Here is an 18,878-nt window from a genome sequence, read left to right as displayed (position 1 = left end):
GCGGATGGGCGCCACGCCGGTCAGGCGTCGGCGCGATCCCCGAGCGGCAGGCGCACGATCTGCTCCAGGCCGCCATCGCGGCGGTTGCGCAGCGTCAGCGTGCCGCCGGCATGGTCGAGAATCTCTTTCGCGATGGCAAGGCCGAGGCCGGCGCCCGGCGACAGGCGGCGTCGCGCCGGATCGACGCGGAAGAAGGGCTCGAAGACGCGCGCCATGAGCGCCTCCGGAATGCCCGGCCCCTCGTCGAGGATGGTGACGAGCGCCGCCCCGCCGTCGGCCGCAAGCGCCACGCGCGCCTGTCCGCCGTGCACGGCGGCGTTCTCCATGAGGTTGCGCAGCGCGCGCTTGAGCGCCAGCGGGCGGGCGGCGACGCTGAGCGGCGCCAGCGGCCCGGTCTCGACCGGGCGGCCGATCTCGCCGAGCTCGTCCGCGATCTCGACGAGAAGCGCGTTCAGCGAAACGGTCTCGCTGCTCCCCGGCTCCACCTCCTCGCGCACGAGGCGGATGGCGCTGTCGGCGATGTGGTCGAGTTCGGCGAGGTCCTTCAGCCAGACCTCGCGGTCCTCCTCGGGCAGGAACTCGGCGCGAAGGCGCATGCGCGTCATCGGCGTGCGCAGGTCGTGGCCGGCGGCCGCGACGAGGCGCATGCGGCTCTCGACGGCGGCGCGCACGCGCCCCGTCAGCCGGTTCAGCGCGGCGGCGGTGGCGCGCATCTCGGCCGGGCCCTCCTCGGGCAGGGTGGCCGGCAGCCCGTCCGGCCCCACGGCCCGCACCGCCTCCTCCAGGATGCGCAGCGGACGCGTCATCTTGGTGGCGGCCAGAAGCGAGACGGCGAGCGAGCCGGCGATGACGAGGCCGAGATAGAAGGCCAGCGCCGGCCAGTTGCGCGGGGGGTAGCCGGGATAGGGCAGGTAGGCCCAGCGGCCGGGCGCGAATTCGAAGGCGAGCTGGCGCGTGCGCGCCGCCTCGTCGCCGACGACGCGCACCGGCAGCGCGACGCCGGCTTCGGCGAGGATGCGCGAGATCGAGCGCGCGTCGCGAAAGCGCGTGTCGCCGATCTCCACCGGGGGGCCCGCCACGGGCACGCCGAGGCGCCGGGCCGCGTCCGGGTCCTCGGACAGGACCTGCGAGAGGATGCGCACCTCCTCGGCGAAGGCGGCGGCGAAGAGCGAGCGGTCCGGCCGCTCGAGCACCTGCACCGCGACGAGCGCGGCGAGCACGACGACGGCGAGCGTGGCGGAGACGAGGAAGAGCGTCAGCCGCGAGCGCAGCGACCTCACGCGCCGGCCCCGCCGCCCAGCCGCTCGACGCGCGCGGCGAACTGGTAGCCGCCGTTGCGCACCGTCTTGAAAAGGCGGAACACGCCGCCATCGTTGAACTTGCGCCGCAGCCGGCTCATCGTCACGTCCACCGTGCGGTCGAACGGATCGGAGCTGCGCCCGTGCAGGAGGTCGAGAAGGACGTCGCGCGACAGGACGCGGCCCGGCCGGTCGAGGAATATGGTGAGGAGATCGAATTCGGCGCCCGTGAGCTCGATATGCGAGCCGTCCGGCGCGGTCACGTCGCGCTTCTCGGGATCGACGCGATAGCCCTCGAACCCGTAGGGCCGGGGCATGGGTTCGGGCGCGGCCTCCTGGCCGCGGCGCAGGACCGCGCGGATGCGCGCGGCGAGCTCGCGCGGGTTGAAGGGCTTGCCGAGATAGTCGTCGGCGCCGAGCTCCAGCCCGAGGATGCGGTCGACATCCTCCTTCAGCGCGGTGAGGAGGATGATGGCGAGGTCCGGGCGCCGGTCCTTCAGGTCGCGGCATATGTCGAGGCCCGAGCCGTCCGGCAGCATGACGTCGAGGACGACGAGATCGATGCGCGTCTCCGCCAGCCTCTCCTCGCAGGAGCGGCGGCTCTCGGCGAGCGTGCAGCGGAAGCCCTGGCCCTCCAGGTAGCGCCCGAGCAGGCGCCCGATCTCCGGATCGTCGTCGACGACGAGGACATGCGGCTGGGTCATCTCGTCTCCCTCGGGTACTGGCGCGGCGCGGGCGGCTCTTCGAGGCCCCGGCGGGCCTCGCGCCGGCGGTCCGCAAGGCGCGGCTCGCGGCGGCCGGGTGTCGTCTTCTTTCAAGGTCTTACGTCGGGGCACCCGGGGGCGGCCAGCGCTTTTGTGTAACGGAAGTTTGCAACGGCGCGGCGCGGGCGACGTTTCGAAAGGGCAGGGACACATTTCGATACGCCCCGGCCGCAATCGTGCGGTGCGGGCGGTCTAGAACTCGATCCGAGCCGGCGGGAGGGTCAGACTTTTTCCGCCAGCGCCTCGAAACCGGGAGGCGGGCCCTCGGGCCGGCCGCGATCGAAGGAGATCCACCATGACCCGTTCCACCCCCACCGCGCGCCTGCGGCCCGCCCTGCGGGCCGCCCTTCTCGGCGGCGCGCTTCTCGCCGCCCTTCCCGCCACCGCCTTCGCGCAGGGCGCGCCCGACGCCCCCGCCGGCCCGCGCATGGAGCGTGGCGACGGGCCGAAGCAGCATGGCGGGCGCCATCACGGCGGACCGCGCCGCGGCCCCATGATGATGGCGATGATGTCGCCGGCCAAGGTCGCCGCCGCGCTCGCCACGCTGGAGACCGGCATCGGCATCCGGTCGGACCAGATGGACGCCTGGCGCGCCTTCACCGGCGCGGCGGTCGCCTTCGCGCAGGCCTCCGGCCCCGCCGGCGGCATGAGGCCGGGCATGGACCGCGACGCGCGCCCGGCCTCCCCGCCGCCCGCGGCGGGCCAGACGCCGCCCGCGCCGGGCGGCGCGATGCCGGACGAGTCCGAGGCCGAGGCCGGCGCGCCGGACGAGGCAGGCGGGCCGACGCCCTTCGCCATGATCGACCGCATGGCCGACGGCGCCATCGAGCGCGGGCAGAAGGCGCAGGCGCTGAAGACCGCGCTCGACCAGCTGCGCGGCGCCCTCACCCCGGAGCAGGTCGAGACCGCGCAGGGCCTCGTGCGCTCCATGATGCACGAGGCGCATCAGGATCGTGGCGACAGAGGCGGCCCCGGCCGGCACTGGCGCGGCGGTCCCGATGGCGAGCGCGGCGGACGCGGCGAGCGGCCGATGGATCGCGGCTGAGGCCTTCGTGATCCCGGCCCCGGCCGGGCCGTCCGGCCGGGACGAAGACGGCGCCGCTCCTTCGGGGCGGCGCCGTCGTCATGTGCGGGCGGGTCTTCTCAGGCGAAGACGACCGTGCGGTGACCGTTCAGCATGACGCGGTTCTCGCAATGGTACTTCACGGCCCGCGCCAGGACGCGCGATTCCACGTCGCGGCCGATGGCCACGAGATCGTCCGCCGACATGGCGTGGGTCACGCGCTCGGTGTCCTGCTCGATGATCGGGCCCTCGTCGAGATCGGCCGTCACGTAATGGGCCGTCGCGCCGATGAGCTTCACGCCGCGCTCGTGCGCCTGATGATAGGGCTTGGCACCCTTGAAGCTCGGCAGGAAGGAATGGTGGATGTTGATCGCGCGGCCCGACAGGCGGCGCGACAGCTCGTCCGACAGGACCTGCATGTAGCGGGCGAGCACCACGAGATCGGTGCCGGTCTCCTCCACGAGGGCGAGAAGCGCCGCCTCCTGCGCGGCCTTGGTCTCGCGCGTCACCGGCAGGTGGTGGAAGGGCAGGCCCTCGTTGTCGGCGATGCGCCGCGCGTCCTCGTGGTTGGAGACGATGGCCACGATCTCGGCCTTCAGCCAGCCGGTGCGCACCTGGTAGAGGAGGTGCTGCAGCGCGTGGTCGAACCGGGAGACCATCAGGAGGACGCGCGGCAGGCGGGCGGCGTCGACGAGCCGCGCCTCCATGCCGAATTGCGAGAAGACCGGCTCAAGACGGGGGGCGAGCGCCTCCACCGGCATGTGCGCCGGCGCGGTGGCGGCGATGCGCAGGAAGAAGCGGTCGCTCTGGCGGTCCCAGAACTGGGCGCTCTCGGCGATGTTGGCGCCGGCCTCGAAGAGTTCGCGCGTCACGGCCGCGACGATGCCGGGCCGGTCCCGGCAGGACAGGGTGAGGATGAGGCTCGTCTCGTGCATGCGATGGTCCTTGGGGCGGCCCTGGCGCCGGGCGGGGAAGGCTCGGGCGCCGTCTTAGCCGAGCCGGCGCGCCTTCACCACCGCCGCGCCGGAGTCTAGACCGCCACGGCCGGATCGTGCCGCCCGCACACGGGACTGTCGACGAGGAAGGTCGCGCCGGCGTCGGGATCGGCGGCGCGCTCGGCCTCCGAGAGGCCGGAATAGGCGGAGGTGACGATGATGCGGTCGGCCTTCGGCCCGACGAAGGCCGGGCAGGTGACCTGGCGGGCGCCGAGCGCGATCGAGCGCAGGCGCGTGCCGTCCGGCGCGTAGGCGTCGAGCGTTCCGGCGCCCCAGCGCGCGTTCCACACGGTGCCCTCGGCGTCGCAGACCGAGCCGTCGAGCCCGCCCTCGCCGCCCGAATGGTCGAGGAAGAGCCGCGGCTCGCCGGTCGGCAGGCCGGTCTGCGGATCGCAATCCACCTTCATCAGGCGCCCGACCTTGGTGTCGGTGAAATAGGCGAGGCGCCCGTCGGCGGTGAAGCAGATGGCGTTGGGAATGCCGATGCGCGGGTAGAGCTGCCGGATCTCGCCCATGCGGTACCAGTAGATCGCGCCGCGCCCGGCCTCGCCGCCCTTGTGCATCGTGCCGATCCACAAGGCGCCCGACGGATGGGTGCGGCCGTCGTTGGAGCGCGTCTGCGGATCGTCGGCCTCGAGCGGCAGATGCAGCGAGAGCGCGCCGCTCGCCGTGTCGCGCAGGTAGAGCCCGTCCTCGGCGGCGATCAGCTGGCGCGCGGCGTCGACGACGCAGAGCGCGCTCGCCATGAAGGGCAGGGCGTGGCGCACGGCCTCCGCCGCGCCGTCGCGCTTCTCGAACAGCGCCTTGCCCTCGATGTCGAACCAGAAGGCGGTGCGCGTCGCCGGATCGTAGGTCGGGCCCTCGCCGAGCTGGGCGCGATGCTCGCTGAATCTCGTGACCGCATTGTCTGTCATCTGCAGGAATCCGCCCGGACGTTTCGTCGCGGCCAATCTAGCCGATGGGGCGCCGAAGCAAAATGGCCTCTCGCAGGGCGTCGACCGCAGGCCGCGCGGTTTTCATAAGCCGGCTGACTTCGGCATCATCCGGCGGGCCGGTCCGCGATGATGGCGACGAGTTCGGCCGCTCCCGCCGCCGGCTCGCGGTCGTTGCGGATCGTGTGGCGGGCGGCGCAGCCCTCCGGCACGCGCAGCGCCACGCTGCGCTCGAGCCGCGCGGCGACCGCCGCCCCTTCCTCGCGCCCGCGCGCGCCGAGCCGGGCGAGGAGGACGGCGCGCGGCGCCGTGACCTCCACCACGACGAGCTGCGGAAAGCGCGCGGCCGCCGCCTGCAGCCGCTCGCGCGAGAGGTTGGCGACGACCGTGCCGCCGGCGCGCACCGTCTCGAGGAGGCTCGCCGGCAGGCCGTAGGACAGGCCGTGCGCGCTCCATTCGAGGCAGAAGGCGCCGGCGCGGCTGGCGGCCGCGAAGGCGTCCGGCTCCATCGCGTCGTGGTCCTCGGCGGCCTCGTCGGCCTCTCTCGTGACCACGCGGCGGGCGAAGACGACGTCCGGCCGCCCGGCCAGCGCCTGCGCGGCGAGGCGCAGGAGCGTGTCCTTGCCGGCCCCGCTCGGGCCGACGACGGCGACGAGGCGGCCGGCGGCCCGCTCAGGCGACACGCCGCCCCTCCCGGTAGACGGCGCGCACGACCGGCGGCTCGCCCTCGCCGCTGGTGGCCACGCGCACGAGATCGGCGCGAAGCCCCGTCTCGACGGCGCCGCGGTCGTCGAGCCCGACGGCGCGCGCGGGATTGGTCGAGACGAGCGCCATCGCCTCGCTGAGGCTGGCCTCCCCCGTCTCGGCCAGGAGGAAGGCGGACTGCAGGAGGCTGAAGGGCACGTAGTCGGAGGAGAGGATGTCGAGGAGCCCGGCGCGCCAGAGCTCGAGCGCGGAGACATTGCCCGAATGCGAGCCGCCGCGCACGATGTTGGGCCCGCCCATCAGCACCTTGAGCCCGGCCTCGCGCGAGGCGCGCGCCGCCTCCAGCGTCGTCGGGAACTCGGCGAGCGCGGCGCCGAGTTCGGCCGATTCGGCGACATGGGCGAGCGTCGCGTCGTCGTGGGAGGCGATGGCGATGCCGCGGGCGTGGCAGGCCTCGCAGACGGCCGCGCGCGTGCGGCCGGCGTTTCTGAGCGACTGCGCGATGCGCCGCGCGCTGAAGGTCTCGAAGGCCTCGTCGGTGAGGGCGAGCTTCTTCTGGTAGTAGCCGCGATATTGCGCGAGATCGGCATATTGGCGCTGGCCCGGCGCGTGGTCCATCAGCGAGACGAGCTTCAGGCGCGGACTGTCCTCCATGGCGCGGAAGCCCTCCAGCCCGTCGTCGGCGGAGACCTCGCAGCGCAGGTGGATGAAGTGGTCGGCCCGCAGCCGCCCCTCGCGCGCCGAGCGGTCGATGGCGGCGGCCATCGCGGACATATGGTCGGCGTTCATCGCCGCGTCGTCGTCCGTGCCGACGCGCAGCGCGTCGAAGACGGTGGTGATGCCCGAGGTCGCGATCTGCGCGTCATGGGCCTGGATCGCCGCCAGGAGGTTCCAGAACACGTTGCGGCGCGGGATGTAATGGCCCTCGATATGGTCGGTGTGGAGCTCCACGAGGCCGGCGACGATCGTGTCGCCGCCCATGTCCTCCGCGCCGGCGGGCGCCGCGCCCGTGTCGACCGCCGCGATCAGCCCGTCGCGCAGGACGATATGGCCGTGGACGGTCTCGCCCGGCAGGACGAGGCGGGCATTGGCAAGGATCGTTTCGTCCGCCATCGGTCTCAGGGTCTCGTCGGGCTGCGGAAAGGGTGGAGGGAGTGGACGCGGAAGGGCGCGCCGGGGGCGGGTTCCACGAAGAGCGCCAGGCTGTCGATCGTGCGCGGCGCGCCGTCGAGATCGCCGAGCGCCTTGCGCAGCCGCTTCGTCACGGCCTTGGCCGCATCCTTCTCCAGCCGCCCGGTCAGCGTCATGTGGAAGCGGAACTCGGAGAGGACGTAAGGGTAGCCGAAGCGCTCCAGATGCTCGCGCTGGCGCTCGGTCAGGAGATGCGGGCGCCGGCGGGCGAGATCCTGCTCGCTGGCGGGGGCGCGGAAGGGCTCGAAGGCGGTGACCACCGCCTCCTCCAGCGCGGCGAGGGATGCCGGCGGCTCCTTCGGCACGAGGGCGAGGAAGCCCTCGATCTCGGCCAGCCCCAGGGAGTCGATGCGCACCGGATCGCGCGAGGCGCAGAAGGATGCGAGCCGCTCGTCGAGTTCGGCCAGCGCCAGACCCGAGGCGAGGCGGAAGGGCGCCTTCATCGTGGCGTGGAAGCCGTAGCGCGCGGGGTCGGCGACGAGCGGGTCGAGGGTCTCATCGGGCGCGCGCGTCGGCTCGCCGTCGAAGGCGTTGCGCCCGAGCCAGAGCGCGGCGGCGCGCGTCAGGCTCGATCCCGGGGGAGGGGTGAAATAGAGGCCGGCGCGCATCGGCGTCAGCGGCCGGTGGCCGGGGCGGCCGCAGGGCGACCGGGGGCGGTGTGTTTCAGGTCCATCGCGCGCAGCTCCGGGGTTGAACCCGCGTCCTGATAGAGATGCGCGCAAGACTTGACCAGTCTAGAGTGCATGGTCGCCGCCGGATGGGAAGAAACGCTGTGGCCCGATCTATTTTGCCCTTGCGCGTCCGAGCGGAAACGGTTCCTCTCGCAAAGTGCCGAATGCCGAGGCAGCGATGAAACGACATGCAGATGTCATGCGTCGTTGCTAGGGGCGACGCGTATGTCCCGCACTGTCGGGAGGGCGAGCGCCGAACGGCGGATCTGAGTTTGCGATGGCGCCGGCCCGGCCGGTCTGCCCTGGGGGATCGACATGAGACACAACCTGAAGCGTGGCGTCTGCGCGGTGGCGCTCCTGTCCTTCCTGCCGGGCGCCGCACTCGCGCAGACCGCCTCGATGGACGAGCTCGTCAAGGCCGCCAAGGCCGAGGGCCAGCTGACGACGATCGCCCTGCCGCACGACTGGTGCGGCTACGGCGCCGTGATCGAGGGCTTCAAGGCCAAGTACGGCCTCCAAGTGAACGAGCTGAACCCGGATGCGGGCTCGGGCGACGAGATCGAGGCGATCAAGGCCAACAAGGGCAATACCGGCCCGCAGGCGCCCGACGTCATCGATGTCGGCCTCTCCTTCGGCCCGATGGCCAAGGCCGAGGGCCTGACGCAGCCCTACAAGGTCTCGACCTGGGACGAGATCCCCGACGACGCCAAGGATGCCGAAGGCCATTGGTACGGCGACTATTACGGCGTCCTCGCCTTCCAGGTGAACAAGGACATCGTGGAGACCATGCCGCAGGACTGGGCCGATCTCCTGAAGCCCGAATACGCCAATTCGGTCGCGCTCGCCGGCGATCCCCGCTCGGCCAACCAGGCCATCCAGGGCGTCTACGCGGCCGGCCTCTCGCGCGCCGGCGGCGACGCCTCGAAGGCGGCGGCCGAGGGTCTCGCCTTCTTCGGCGAACTGAACAAGGCCGGCAATTTCGTGCCCGTCATCGGCAAGTCCGCCTCGCTGGCGCAGGGCACGACCCCGATCATCGTGCGCTGGGACTACAACGCCCTGTCCGACCGCGACACGCTGAAGGGCAATCCGCAGGTCGAGGTCGTGGTGCCCAAGACCGGCGTCGTCGCCGGCGTCTACGTGCAGGCGATCAGCGCCTTCGCGCCGCATCCGAACGCCGCCAAGCTCTGGATGGAATATCTCTATTCGGACGAGGGCCAGCTCGGCTGGCTGAAGGGCTACTGCCACCCGATCCGCTTCAACGCGATGGCCAAGGCCGGCAAGATCCCCCAGGACCTTCTCGACAAGCTGCCGCCGGCCGCCGCCTACGAGGCCGCCGTCTTCCCGACGCTCGCCGAACAGGAAGCGTCGAAGAAGGAGATCACCGAAAAGTGGGACGCGGCGGTCGGCGCCAACGTCCAGTAGGCTTGACGGACCGCAGCGCCCGCACGAAAGCGGGGCCGGCGCGCGTGGGGCGCGCCGGCCCCCGCCCAGGGCGGGGAGGGGAGGCGGCCCTCGGGGCCGCGCCAGCGGCGACGAGAGGGGCGAGAGGGGCGAGAAAGCGGCGTTCGAGACGCCGCCCGCCCTCGACCGAGGGGACGAGGGTTTGAGCACTATCGCAAGCGGACCGACGGCCGATGCCGGAGCGAGGGCACCTGCCGCACCGCCCGCCGCGTCATCACAGCGGCGCGCCGACCTGTCCTTCCTCGGCGTCGTGCCCTTCCTCCTCTTCGCGCTGCTCTTCCTCGTCGGCCCGACGCTCTATCTCGCCATCGGCGCCTTCCAGGATCCGACGGGCGCCTTCACCCTGGCCAATTTCGCCGCGCTCCTGCAGCCCAACATCCTCTCGGCCTATAAGATCTCCATCCAGATCTCGCTCGCCTCGGCCGCGCTCGGCGCGCTGATCGGCTTCGCGCTCGCCTATGCCATCGTCCATGGCGGCCTGCCGCGCGTCCTGCGGCCGGCCTTCACCACCTTCTCGGGCGTCGCCTCGAACTTCGCCGGCGTGCCGCTTGCCTTCGCCTTCCTCGCCACGCTCGGCCGGCTCGGCCTCGTGACCGTGTTCCTGAACGAGGTCTTCGGCGTCAACATCTACCGGCTCGGCTTCAACCTCCTGTCCTTCTGGGGGCTGACGATCACCTATCTCTACTTCCAGATCCCGCTGATGGTGCTCATCATCGCGCCGGCGCTGGACGGGCTGAAGCGCGAATGGCGCGAGGCGGCCTCCATTCTCGGCGGCACGACCTGGCAGTACTGGCGCCTCGTGGCGCTGCCGGTGCTGGCGCCGAGCCTCCTGGGCTGCTTCCTCCTCCTCTTCGCCAACGCCTTCGGCGCCATCGCCACGGCCTATGCGCTGACGGGCTCCTCGCTCAACATCGTGCCGATCCTCCTCTATGCGCAGATCCGCGGCGACGTGCTCTACAATCCCAATCTCGGCTATGCGCTGGCGGTCGGCATGATCCTCATCACGGGCCTGTCGAACGGGCTCTACATCTGGCTGCGCGGGCGGGCCGAACGGTGGATGCGATGAGGGCCTCCCGCGTCCTGCCGTGGATCGTGACGATCCTCGGCGCGCTCTATTTCCTGCTGCCGCTGGTGGCGACGCTCGAATTCTCGCTGCGCATGGTGCGGGGGACCTACAGTCTCGAGGCCTATCGCATCGTCTTCGCCGACGCGCGCTTCCGCCAGAGCTTCTCCTTCTCGGTCGTCTGCGCGCTCTCCACCATCGTCATCGGCGTCCTGCTGATCGTGCCGACGGCCTACTGGGTGCGCCTGCGCCTGCCGCGCCTGCGCCCGCTCGTCGAGTTCGTCACGCTCCTGCCGCTGGTGATCCCGCCCATCGTCCTCGTCTTCGGCTATCTGCGGCTCTACAACTCCTCCTCCCTCATGCCCTTCACCGCGACGCTGACGGGCACCAACATCCTGCTCGTGCTCGGCTACGTCACCCTGTCGCTGCCCTACATGTACCGGGCGGTGGACACGGGCCTCGCGGCGATCGACATCCGCACGCTGACGGAGGCGGCCGAGAGCCTCGGCGCCAGCCGGCGCACGGTGCTCGCCCGCATCATCCTGCCCAACGTGCGGCCCGCCATCCTGTCGGGCGCCTTCCTGACCTTCGCCATCGTCATCGGCGAGTTCGTCCTGGCGAGCCTCCTCAACCGGCCGGCCTTCGGACCGTATCTGCAGAATGTCGGCGCCAACCGCGCCTACGAGCCGGCCGCGCTCGCCATGATCGCCTTCGCCATCACCTGGGCCTGCATGGGGCTCCTGCAGCTCTTCGGCGGGCGCAGGGCGGGCGCGGTCGCCGCGCCCCGCCGCATCTCCAACCCGTTCCGCCGGAAGGCCGCGCCATGAGCTTTCTGACGATCGAGGACGTCTCCAAGCATTTCGGGGCGACGACCGTCGTCGACCGCTTCGACCTCTCGGTCGAGCGCGGCGAGTTCGTCACCTTTCTCGGCCCCTCGGGCTGCGGCAAGACGACGATGCTGCGCATGATCGCCGGCTTCGAGACGCCGAGCGCGGGGCGCATCGTCATCGACGGGCAGGACGTGACGGACCTCGCCCCCAACGCCCGGCGCATCGGCATGGTGTTCCAGGCCTATGCGCTGTTTCCCAACCTCACCATCGCCGGCAACGTCGCCTTCGGCCTCAAGGTCGCCGGGCGCCCGAAGGCCGAGATCGCCGCCCGCGTGAAGGAGATGCTGGCGCTCATCAAGCTGCCGCATGTCGCCGAGCGCTACCCCTACCAGCTCTCCGGCGGCCAGCAGCAGCGCGTGGCGCTCGCCCGGGCGCTCGCCGTGCAGCCGCGCGTCCTCCTCCTCGACGAGCCTCTCTCGGCCCTCGACGCCAAGATCCGCGTCTCGCTGCGCGAGGAGATCCGCGCCCTGCAGCGCGAGCTCGGCATCACCACGATCTTCGTCACCCACGACCAGGAAGAGGCGCTCTCGATCTCCGACCGGATCGTGGTGATGAGCGAGGGGCGGATCGAGCAGAGCGGCGCGCCCTTCGAGATCTATAACCGCCCGCGCTCGCGCTTCGTGGCCGGCTTCGTCGGCACGCTCAGCCTTCTGGAGGGCGTCTACGAGGGCGGGTCGCGCGTGCGCGTGGAAGGCCGGAGCATCGTCCTCGCCGAGCCGCCGCAGGCCGCGCCCGGCAGCGCCGTCACGCTGGCGCTGCGCCCGGAGGCGGTGAAGATCGAGGCCGCGCCCGCCCGCATCAACCAGCTTTCGGGCCGCGTCGAGGACGCCCATTTCCTCGGCTCCGTCGTGCGCCTGAAGCTCTCGGTCGCCGGTGGCTCCATCCTCGCCGACACGTTCAACAATCCCGCCGCCCCGCCGCCCCGGCGCGGGGAGAGCGTGGAGCTGCATTTCGCACCGACCGACGTCTTCGCGCTCCAGACCGAAAAGGCAGGCCTGTCCTGATCGAGCCCATGCCCGCCGCCCGTCCCATGCCGACCCTGCGCGAGGCGCTGCCGGTCTGGGGACGTATCGCAGCCCTTTCCTTCGGCGGTCCGGCCGGCCAGATCGCCGTGATGCACCGCATCCTCGTGGACGAGAAGCGCTGGATCGGCGAGGCGCGCTTCTCGCACGCGCTCAATGTCTGCATGCTGCTGCCGGGGCCGGAGGCCCAGCAGCTCGCCACCTATGTCGGCTGGCTCATGCACGGGCGGCGCGGCGGGCTCCTGGCCGGCGGGCTCTTCGTTCTGCCGGGCGCGCTCGCGATCCTGGCCCTCTCGCTCGTCTACGTCCTCTACGGGCAGCTGCCGCTCGTCTCGGCCGCGCTGATGGGCCTGCAGGCGGCGGTCCTGGCGATCGTCGTCGAGGCCCTGATGCGCATCGGCAGGCGGGCGCTGAAGCGGCGCGCGCATCTCGTCGTCGCGGTCCTGGCCTTCGCCGCGCTCTTCCTCTTCGGCCTGCCCTTCCCGCTGGTCGTGGCCGCGGCGGCCGTCTGCGGGGCGCTGGCGCCCGCCGCCTTCGGCGCGAGGCCCGCCGCGGGCGGCCGGGCGGAGGCGCAGGACACATCCCTCCTCGGCGCCCGCGTGCCGGACCACGCGCGGCCGAACCACGCGCGCACGCTGCGCCAGGCGCTGGCGATGATCGCGCTCTTCCTCGCGCCGATCCTGGTCCTCAATCTCGCGTTCGGACCGGGCGACGTCTTCTCCACCATCGCCCGCTTCTTCGGCACCATGGCCTTCGTCACCTTCGGCGGCGCCTATGCGGTGCTGGCCTACGTGGCGCAGGCCGCGGTCCAGACCTATGGCTGGCTCTCGCCGACCGAGATGCTCGACGGGCTGGGCCTTGCCGAGACGACGCCCGGCCCGCTCATCATGGTGCTGCAGTTCGTCGGCTTCCTCGCCGCCGCGCGGGCCGAGACCGGCCTGCCGCCGCTCGTCGCCGGCACGCTCGGCGCGGTGCTGACGATCTACGTGACCTTCCTGCCTTCGTTCCTGCTGGTCTTCTCGGCCGGCCCCTACGTGGAGGCGCTGCGCGCCAACCGGGCCCTCTCGGCCGCCCTCTCCGCCATCACGGCGGCGGTGGTCGGCGTCATCGCCAACCTTTCGCTCTGGCTGGCGCTGCACGTCCTCTTCGGCGAGGTGCGCGCCTTCGAGGCCTTCGGGCTGCACACGAGCGTCCCCGTCCTCTCCAGCCTCGATGGCGGCGCGCTCCTTCTCGCCGCGCTCGCCTTCGTCCTCCTCTTCCGCCTGCACTGGCCGATGGGCGCCGTCCTCGCCGCCGGCTGCGCGGCGGGTCTGGCCCGCGCGCTCCTCTTCGGCTGACCGGCGCGGCGCCTCAGGCCCGCTGGTCGGTCATGGAGAACAGGGGATGGGCGCCGGCCGCGGGCGTCGCGGCCTTGGCCGGCGTGTCCGGCCGGATGCGGAACCAGGTGACGTAGAGCGCGGGCAGGAACAGGAGCGTCAGCAGCGTTCCCGCGATGATGCCGCCCATCATGGCATAGGCCATCGGCCCCCAGAACACTTCCCGCGAGATCGGGATGAGGGCGAGCGAGGCCGCCGCCGCCGTCAGCATGATCGGCCGCATGCGGTGGTCGGTCGCCTCGAAGACGGCGTTCCACGGCGCCAGCCCCTCCGCCATCAGGGTCTCGATCTGCACGATCAGGATCACCGAATTGCGGATGAGGATGCCGATGAGCGCGAGCACGCCGAGAATGGCCACAAAGCCGAGCGGCGCCCCGCTGGGGAGAAGCGCCGCCACGACGCCGATCAGCCCGAGCGGGGCGACGGCGATGACGATGACGAGCCGCTGGAAGCTCTGGAGCTGCAGCATGAGGATCGTCGCCATGGCGAAGACCATCAGAGGCACGACGGCCGCGATCGGCCCCTGCGCCTTGCCGCTCTCCTCCACCGCGCCGCCGGTGACGAGCCGGTAGCCGGCCGGCAGGGCGGCGGCGAAGGCGTCGACCTGCGGCTGGAGGCTGGCGACGGCCGTCGCCGGCTGCACGGCGGTGCGCAGCGGCGCCTTCAGCGTGATGGTCGGCTGGCGGTGGCGGCGCCAGACCACGGGCTGCTCGGCCTCGTAGCGGAAGTTCGCCACGGCCGCGAGCGGGATGGAGCCGCCGTTGCGGCCGCGGATCTGCAGGTTCTCCATCGTCTCGATGGAGGAGCGCTCGGCGTCGCGCGCCCGGCCGACGACGTTGACGAGATAGATGTCGTCGCGGATCTGCGTCGCCGTCTCGCCGCCCACGACCCCGTTGAGGACGGAGGCGATGTCCTGCGAGGTCACGCCGAGCTGAGCCGCCTTGTCCTGCAGCACGTCGACCTTCACCACGCGCGCCGGCTCGTTCCAGTCGTAGACGACCGGGCCGAGATCGGCGCTGCCGTTGAGGATGGAGGCGAGTTCCTGCGCCTTCTGGCGCAGCGGCTGGATGTCGGGGCCGCTGAGGCGGTACTGCACGGGACGCCCGACCGGGGGGCCGATGTCGAGGATGTGGACGAAGGCGTCGGTGCCCACGAAGTCGCGCTCCACGATCTGCGTCAGCTTGGCCCGCACGCGCTCGCGCGCCTCCAGGTCCTTCGTCAGGATGACGATCTGCCCGAAATTGGGGGAGGGCGGCTGCACGTCGTAGGAGAGAAGGAAGCGCACCGCGCCCTGGCCGACATAGGAGGTCCAGTGGTCGATGTCCGGGTCGCCCTTCAGATTCTGCTCGAAGCGGTTCATCTCGTCGCGCGTCGCGGTGATGGAGGCGTTGCGCGGCAGCGTCCAGTCGACGATCACCTCCGGCCGGTCGGAGGAGGGGAAGAACTGCTGCTGCACGAAGCCCATGCCGTAGAGCGAGGCGGCGAAGAGGACGACGGTCGCCGCGATCGTCATCCAGCGAAAGCGCATGGCAAGGCGCAGCACGAAGCGGAAGAGCCGCGTGAAGAGGCCGGCCTTGCCGTGCTTGTGCTTCAGGGCCTTGGGCAGGAAGGTGACGCCGAGAAGCGGCGCGAAGAGCACCGCCACCACCCAGGAGACGAGAAGCGAGACCGCGATCACGACGAAGAGCGTGAAGGTGAACTCGCCCGCCGCCGAGCCGTTGAGCCCGACCGGGATGAAACCGGCGACCGTCACCAGCGTGCCGGTCAGCATCGGGAAGGCGGTGGAGGTGTAGACGTAGGTCGCCGCCTGCCGGAGATTGTCGCCGACCTCCAGCCGCGCCACCATCATCTCGACGGCGATCATCGCGTCGTCGACGAGAAGGCCGAGCGCGATGATGAGGGCGCCGAGCGAGATGCGCTGCAGCGAGATGCCGAAATAGAACATCGCCACGAAGGTGATCGCCAGGACCAGCGGGATGGACAGCGCGACGACGAAGCCGGCGCGCATGCCCAGACTGACGAAGGAGACGATCAGCACGATCGCCACCGCCTCGCCGAGCGCCTTGGTGAAGCCGCCGACGGCCTCCTCGACCACGGCCGGCTGGTCGGAGACGAGATGCACCCCGACGCCGACCGGCAGGTCCGCCTCGATCGTGCGCATCCGCTCCTTCAGCGCCTCGCCGAATTCCAGGAGATTGGCGTTCTTGCGCATGCCGATGGCAAGGCCGATCGCCGGCTCGCCGCCGTAGCGGAACAGCGTTTCCGGCGGGTCGGCGTAGCCGCGCGTCACGGTCGCCACGTCCGACAGGCGGAAGAAGCGGTCGTTGACGTAGAGATTGACGTCGGCGAGGCTCTTCTCGGAGGTGAACTGGCCGTTGACTCGCAGCGAGATGCGCTCGCCGTCCGCCTCGATGACGCCGGAGGGCGAGATGGCGTTCTGGGCCTGCAGCGCCTGGACGACCATGTCCTGCGTGATGCCGAGCGCGGCCGTCTCGCGCGTGGAGAATTCCAGGAAGATGCGCTCGTCCTCGGCGCCGATGAGGTTCACCTTGCCGACATTGGGCACGGTGAGGATGGCCGCGCGCGCCTCTTCCGCGTAGTCGCGCAGCTGGCGGCGCGTCAGGCCGTCGGCGGTGAAGGCGTAGATATTGCCAAAGACGTCGCCGAAATCGTCGTTGAAGAAGGGCCCGCGCACGCCGCTCGGCAATTCGCCCGCGACGTCGCGCAGGATGTTGCGCACGCGCAGCCAGGTGGTGGCCACGGCCTCGGCGCGCGCCGTGTCGCGCAGCTGCACGAAGATCAGCGTCTCGCCGGGGCTCGTCATCGAGCGGGTGAAGTCGAGGGTCTCGATCTCCTCCAGCTTCTTCTCGATCCGGTCGGTGACCTGGTCGATCGTGTCCTCGACGGAGGCGCCGGGCCAGCTGGCGGTCACGATCATGGTCTTGATCGTGAAGTTCGGATCCTCTTCGCGGCCGAGATGGATATAGGCGTAGATGCCGGCGAGCGAGGCGACGATCATGAAGTACCAGACGAGCGAGCGGTGATCGAGCGCCCAGTCCGAGAGGTTGAAACCCGTCTTCAACGCACCATTCCCCCGCCGATCCTGACGATCCGGCCCTGTTTCAGACTGTTGGCCCCGGCGGTGACGACGCGCGTGCCGAGCGCGATGCCGGAGGCGATGCGGATCGTGTCCTCGCCGCGATCCGCGACCGTGACGGGCCGCGTGAAGACGCGCGAGGAGGCCTCGTCGACCACCCAGACGAAGGTCCCGCCCGCCTCGCTTTCCAGGAGCGCGGAGGAGGGGATGTCGATCGAGGCCAGACTCTCCACGACCTGCGAGGCCCGCACCGTGGTGCCGAGGCGGAAGGCGGCGGGCGGTTCGGCGAGCGTGATCCTGACGCGGCGCGAGCGCGTGGCGTTGTCGGCGGCGGGCGCGATCTCGCGCACCGCGCCGCGCGCCACGACCGAGGGATCGCTCTCCATCGAGACGTCGAAGGGCGTGCCGGGCGAGAGGCGCCGGGCGATCTCCTCGGGCAGGTCCACCACCGCCTCGCGCACGTCGTCGCGGGCCAGGCGCATCACCGCCTGGCCGGCCGTCACCGTCTGGCCGACCTCGGCGAGGACGGCGGTGACGATGCCGCCCCCTTCCGCGGTGAGGACGCCGTAGCGGCGCTGCTCGCGGGCCTTGTCGAGCGCGGAGCGGGCGCGGGCGAGGCCCGCCTCGGCGGTCTGCAGCGCCTCCTCGGCGCTTTCCACCTCGGAGGAGGCGGCGGCGCTGCGGGCGAGCAGCGCGCGCTGGCGTTCGGCGGTGGCGCGCGCGTTGTCGGCCTGCGCGCCCGCCGTCACGAGGTCGCCCTCGGCCGAGCGCACGGCAAGATCGAGCGAGAGCGGGTCGAGGGTCGCCAGCGTCTGGTCGGGCGCGACGCGCATGCCGACCTCGGCGCTGCGCTCGACGATCCGCCCGCCGACGCGGAAGGCGAGATCGGTGGTGAAGCGCGGCTCGATCGTGCCGGCATGGCCGACGCGAGAGGGGCCGCTTTCGGAGACGACGATGGAGAGGACGGGGCGCGGCGGCAGGCCGGCTTCCGCCTCCTCCTCCGGCTTGCACCCGGCGAGCGCGGCGAGGAGGCCGAGAGCGAGGAAAAGGGGAGCGCGGCGGGCCATGGTCTGCGGGGAGCGGTTCATCGGCCGGCCTGCGCGACGTCGGTCTCGGGACGCGGATCCACCACCTGGCCCTCCGTCAGGAACTGCGCGCCGGCGGTCACGACCCGGTCGCCGTCGGCGACGCCCTGCGAGACGAGGATGCGGCCGGTGAGATAGCGGTCGATCGCCACCGCCCGCGCCGCGACGCGGTTCGACGTCTCCTCCACGATCCAGACGCTGGGCGCGCCGGCGGTGACGAAGAAGGCCGAGGCCGGCAGGTCGACGAGATCGCGCGCGGCGAAGGTCGCCCGCCCGGTGACGGCCGCGCCGAGGGTCATGGAAGGGGGCGGCGCCTCGATGGCGACCTTCACGCGCAAGGTGCCGTTCGCCGCGTCGAGCGCGGGCGCCACCTCGCGCACGCGGCCCATGGCGGTGACGGCGGGATCCTCGGCGAGGGCGAGCGCGACGCGGCCCTCCACCGGCTCGCTCGACGTCGCCTTCTCGAACACGTCGAAGACGGCGTCCCGGGCATTGTCCTCGGCGAGCTTGAACACGGCCTCGGCCGCGTTCACGACCTGGCCGTCCTCGGCGTAGCGCGCGGTGACGACGCCGTCGATCTCGGCGAGGAGCTCGGTCTGGGCGAGCTGTTCCTCCGCCGTGCCGAGCGCCGCCTTCGCCGCATCGTAGGCGCCCCTGGCGCGCTGCAGCGTCTCGCGGGCCGCGTCGCGCACCGAGCCGGTGGCGTAGCCGCGGGCGAAGAGCCGGTCCTGCCGGGTGAAGTTCGTCTCGGCCTGGCGCAGCGTCGCCTCGGCCGCGTTCAGCGTGGCGCGGGCCGCCGTCACGTCCGCCTCCTGCTCCGTGCGGTCGAGCCGGGCGAGGACGGCGCCCGCCTTCACCCGGTCGCCGACATCGACGAGCCGCGCGGCGATGCGGCCGGGAATGCGGAAGGACACGTCGCTCTCGGTGCGGGCGGCGACCGTGCCGGTCAGCGTGACGGTCGGCGAATAGGGGCCGCGCTCGGCCGTCGTCACGCGCACCGCGACGGGCGGCTTCTCGGGGACGGGCGCGCTGTCGCTGCAGGCGGCAAGGATGAGGACGAGCGCCAGCGCACCGGCGCGCGGCAGGGCACGCGGCGCAAGGCCCGGCGCACGCGGACGCGGCGCAGGCGGGCGGGGCACCGCACCGTCAGGCGAAGAGGGGCCCGCTGCATCGCCGGACATGCGCCATCCCGATCGTATGGAGGACTAGACTGAACCGTTCGGTTCAGGCACAGAATGGCGTGCGTTCGGCGCGGAGTCAATCCG

16 protein-coding genes are annotated in these 18,878 nt (G+C 71.8%); 6 read left to right on the top strand and 10 right to left on the bottom strand.

What is annotated here, in order from left to right; translation table 11 throughout:
* Nucleotides 1–20: 20 nt before the first annotated feature.
* Nucleotides 21–1,280: an ATP-binding protein gene (locus ASG48_RS17330; protein WP_055852890.1), complete on the bottom strand. Its 1,260-nt coding sequence runs from the start codon at nucleotides 1,278–1,280 to the stop codon at nucleotides 21–23.
* A complete protein-coding gene (locus ASG48_RS17325) occupies nucleotides 1,277–2,002 on the bottom strand; it encodes a response regulator transcription factor (protein ID WP_055852887.1) in 726 nt (241 codons plus the stop codon). Before ASG48_RS17325 ends, ASG48_RS17330 begins: the two co-directional genes overlap by 4 nt.
* 355 nt (nucleotides 2,003–2,357) lie before the next feature.
* Here ASG48_RS17325 and ASG48_RS17320 point away from each other — a divergent pair, with 355 nt between their 5' ends.
* Nucleotides 2,358–3,107 carry a hypothetical protein gene (locus tag ASG48_RS17320; RefSeq protein ID WP_055852884.1) on the top strand — a complete coding sequence of 250 codons (750 nt, stop codon included), beginning with the start codon at nucleotides 2,358–2,360 and terminating at the stop codon, nucleotides 3,105–3,107.
* Nucleotides 3,108–3,205: 98 nt separating this feature from the next.
* Here the strand turns inward: ASG48_RS17320 and purU are convergent, their stop codons facing one another.
* The 5 genes from purU to ASG48_RS17295 form a co-directional block, all read right to left on the bottom strand.
* Entirely contained in the window at nucleotides 3,206–4,060 is an 855-nt protein-coding gene (purU, locus tag ASG48_RS17315) for a formyltetrahydrofolate deformylase (protein WP_055852880.1), read from the bottom strand.
* 95 nt (nucleotides 4,061–4,155) lie between these two features.
* Entirely contained in the window at nucleotides 4,156–5,034 is an 879-nt protein-coding gene (locus ASG48_RS17310) for an SMP-30/gluconolactonase/LRE family protein (protein ID WP_055852877.1), read from the bottom strand.
* 125 nt (nucleotides 5,035–5,159) lie between these two features.
* Nucleotides 5,160–5,735, bottom strand: coding sequence for a phosphonate metabolism protein/1,5-bisphosphokinase (PRPP-forming) PhnN (gene phnN, locus ASG48_RS17305; protein ID WP_055852873.1), 576 nt, complete (start codon nucleotides 5,733–5,735; stop codon nucleotides 5,160–5,162).
* Complete coding sequence (locus tag ASG48_RS17300) at nucleotides 5,725–6,870, bottom strand: alpha-D-ribose 1-methylphosphonate 5-triphosphate diphosphatase (RefSeq protein ID WP_055852870.1); 1,146 nt, start codon at nucleotides 6,868–6,870, stop codon at nucleotides 5,725–5,727. The genes phnN and ASG48_RS17300 overlap by 11 nt, the downstream gene beginning before the upstream one ends.
* A 5-nt stretch (nucleotides 6,871–6,875) precedes the next feature.
* Nucleotides 6,876–7,556 (bottom strand): DUF1045 domain-containing protein, encoded by a 681-nt coding sequence (locus tag ASG48_RS17295; protein WP_055852867.1) that lies wholly within the window; start codon nucleotides 7,554–7,556, stop codon nucleotides 6,876–6,878.
* A 462-nt stretch (nucleotides 7,557–8,018) separates the two neighbouring features.
* Between ASG48_RS17295 and ASG48_RS17290 the strand changes: the two genes are divergently transcribed.
* The 5 genes from ASG48_RS17290 (at nucleotide 8,019) to chrA (ending at nucleotide 13,392) form a co-directional block, all read left to right on the top strand.
* Nucleotides 8,019–9,041, top strand: a complete 1,023-nt coding sequence (locus ASG48_RS17290; RefSeq protein ID WP_244486947.1) for an ABC transporter substrate-binding protein — start codon at nucleotides 8,019–8,021, stop codon at nucleotides 9,039–9,041.
* 271 nt (nucleotides 9,042–9,312) lie between these two features.
* Nucleotides 9,313–10,146 (top strand): ABC transporter permease subunit, encoded by an 834-nt coding sequence (locus ASG48_RS17285; RefSeq protein WP_244486946.1) that lies wholly within the window; start codon nucleotides 9,313–9,315, stop codon nucleotides 10,144–10,146.
* Nucleotides 10,143–10,970: an ABC transporter permease subunit gene (locus tag ASG48_RS17280; protein WP_055852860.1), complete on the top strand. Its 828-nt coding sequence runs from the start codon at nucleotides 10,143–10,145 to the stop codon at nucleotides 10,968–10,970. The genes ASG48_RS17285 and ASG48_RS17280 overlap by 4 nt, the downstream gene beginning before the upstream one ends.
* Nucleotides 10,967–12,037 carry an ABC transporter ATP-binding protein gene (locus tag ASG48_RS17275; protein ID WP_055852857.1) on the top strand — a complete coding sequence of 357 codons (1,071 nt, stop codon included), beginning with the start codon at nucleotides 10,967–10,969 and terminating at the stop codon, nucleotides 12,035–12,037. Before ASG48_RS17280 ends, ASG48_RS17275 begins: the two co-directional genes overlap by 4 nt.
* Nucleotides 12,038–12,045: 8 nt before the next feature.
* The gene (chrA, locus tag ASG48_RS17270; protein ID WP_055852855.1) at nucleotides 12,046–13,392 is read left to right on the top strand and encodes a chromate efflux transporter; all 1,347 of its coding nucleotides are present in this window, start codon (nucleotides 12,046–12,048) and stop codon (nucleotides 13,390–13,392) included.
* Nucleotides 13,393–13,405: 13 nt separating this feature from the next.
* Here chrA and ASG48_RS17265 read toward each other — a convergent pair whose 3' ends face one another.
* Genes ASG48_RS17265 through ASG48_RS17255 form a run of 3 tightly spaced genes read right to left on the bottom strand, consistent with a single transcriptional unit; the run spans nucleotide 13,406 to nucleotide 18,752 of the window.
* Nucleotides 13,406–16,513: an efflux RND transporter permease subunit gene (locus ASG48_RS17265; RefSeq protein ID WP_156381666.1), complete on the bottom strand. Its 3,108-nt coding sequence runs from the start codon at nucleotides 16,511–16,513 to the stop codon at nucleotides 13,406–13,408.
* A complete protein-coding gene (locus ASG48_RS17260; protein WP_244486941.1) occupies nucleotides 16,510–17,616 on the bottom strand; it encodes an efflux RND transporter periplasmic adaptor subunit in 1,107 nt (368 codons plus the stop codon). The genes ASG48_RS17265 and ASG48_RS17260 overlap by 4 nt, the downstream gene beginning before the upstream one ends.
* On the bottom strand, nucleotides 17,613–18,752 hold the full coding sequence (locus ASG48_RS17255; RefSeq protein ID WP_244486940.1) for an efflux RND transporter periplasmic adaptor subunit: 1,140 nt from the start codon (nucleotides 18,750–18,752) through the stop codon (nucleotides 17,613–17,615). Before ASG48_RS17255 ends, ASG48_RS17260 begins: the two co-directional genes overlap by 4 nt.
* Nucleotides 18,753–18,878: the final 126 nt, after the last annotated feature.

The organism is Aurantimonas sp. Leaf443 (genome assembly GCF_001425575.1).
GTDB lineage: Bacteria > Pseudomonadota > Alphaproteobacteria > Rhizobiales > Rhizobiaceae > Leaf443.
The sequence above is the reverse complement of the archived record's forward strand: the minus strand, read 5'-3'. Positions and strand labels throughout refer to the sequence as shown.

Excerpts from the sequence above, each read along its gene's own strand:
- ASG48_RS17325 (WP_055852887.1), bottom strand. The coding sequence starts at position 2,002 with ATGACCCAGCCGCATGTCCTCGTCGTCGACGACGATCCGGAGATCGGG.
- ASG48_RS17310 (WP_055852877.1), bottom strand. The coding sequence starts at position 5,034 with ATGACAGACAATGCGGTCACGAGATTCAGCGAGCATCGCGCCCAGCTC.
- ASG48_RS17300 (WP_055852870.1), bottom strand. The coding sequence starts at position 6,870 with ATGGCGGACGAAACGATCCTTGCCAATGCCCGCCTCGTCCTGCCGGGC.
- ASG48_RS17295 (WP_055852867.1), bottom strand. The coding sequence starts at position 7,556 with ATGCGCGCCGGCCTCTATTTCACCCCTCCCCCGGGATCGAGCCTGACG.
- purU (WP_055852880.1), bottom strand. The coding sequence starts at position 4,060 with ATGCACGAGACGAGCCTCATCCTCACCCTGTCCTGCCGGGACCGGCCC.
- ASG48_RS17275 (WP_055852857.1), top strand. The coding sequence starts at position 10,967 with ATGAGCTTTCTGACGATCGAGGACGTCTCCAAGCATTTCGGGGCGACG.
- ASG48_RS17280 (WP_055852860.1), top strand. The coding sequence starts at position 10,143 with ATGAGGGCCTCCCGCGTCCTGCCGTGGATCGTGACGATCCTCGGCGCG.
- chrA (WP_055852855.1), top strand. The coding sequence starts at position 12,046 with ATGCCCGCCGCCCGTCCCATGCCGACCCTGCGCGAGGCGCTGCCGGTC.
- ASG48_RS17260 (WP_244486941.1), bottom strand. The coding sequence starts at position 17,616 with ATGAACCGCTCCCCGCAGACCATGGCCCGCCGCGCTCCCCTTTTCCTC.
- ASG48_RS17320 (WP_055852884.1), top strand. The coding sequence starts at position 2,358 with ATGACCCGTTCCACCCCCACCGCGCGCCTGCGGCCCGCCCTGCGGGCC.
- ASG48_RS17290 (WP_244486947.1), top strand. The coding sequence starts at position 8,019 with ATGGACGAGCTCGTCAAGGCCGCCAAGGCCGAGGGCCAGCTGACGACG.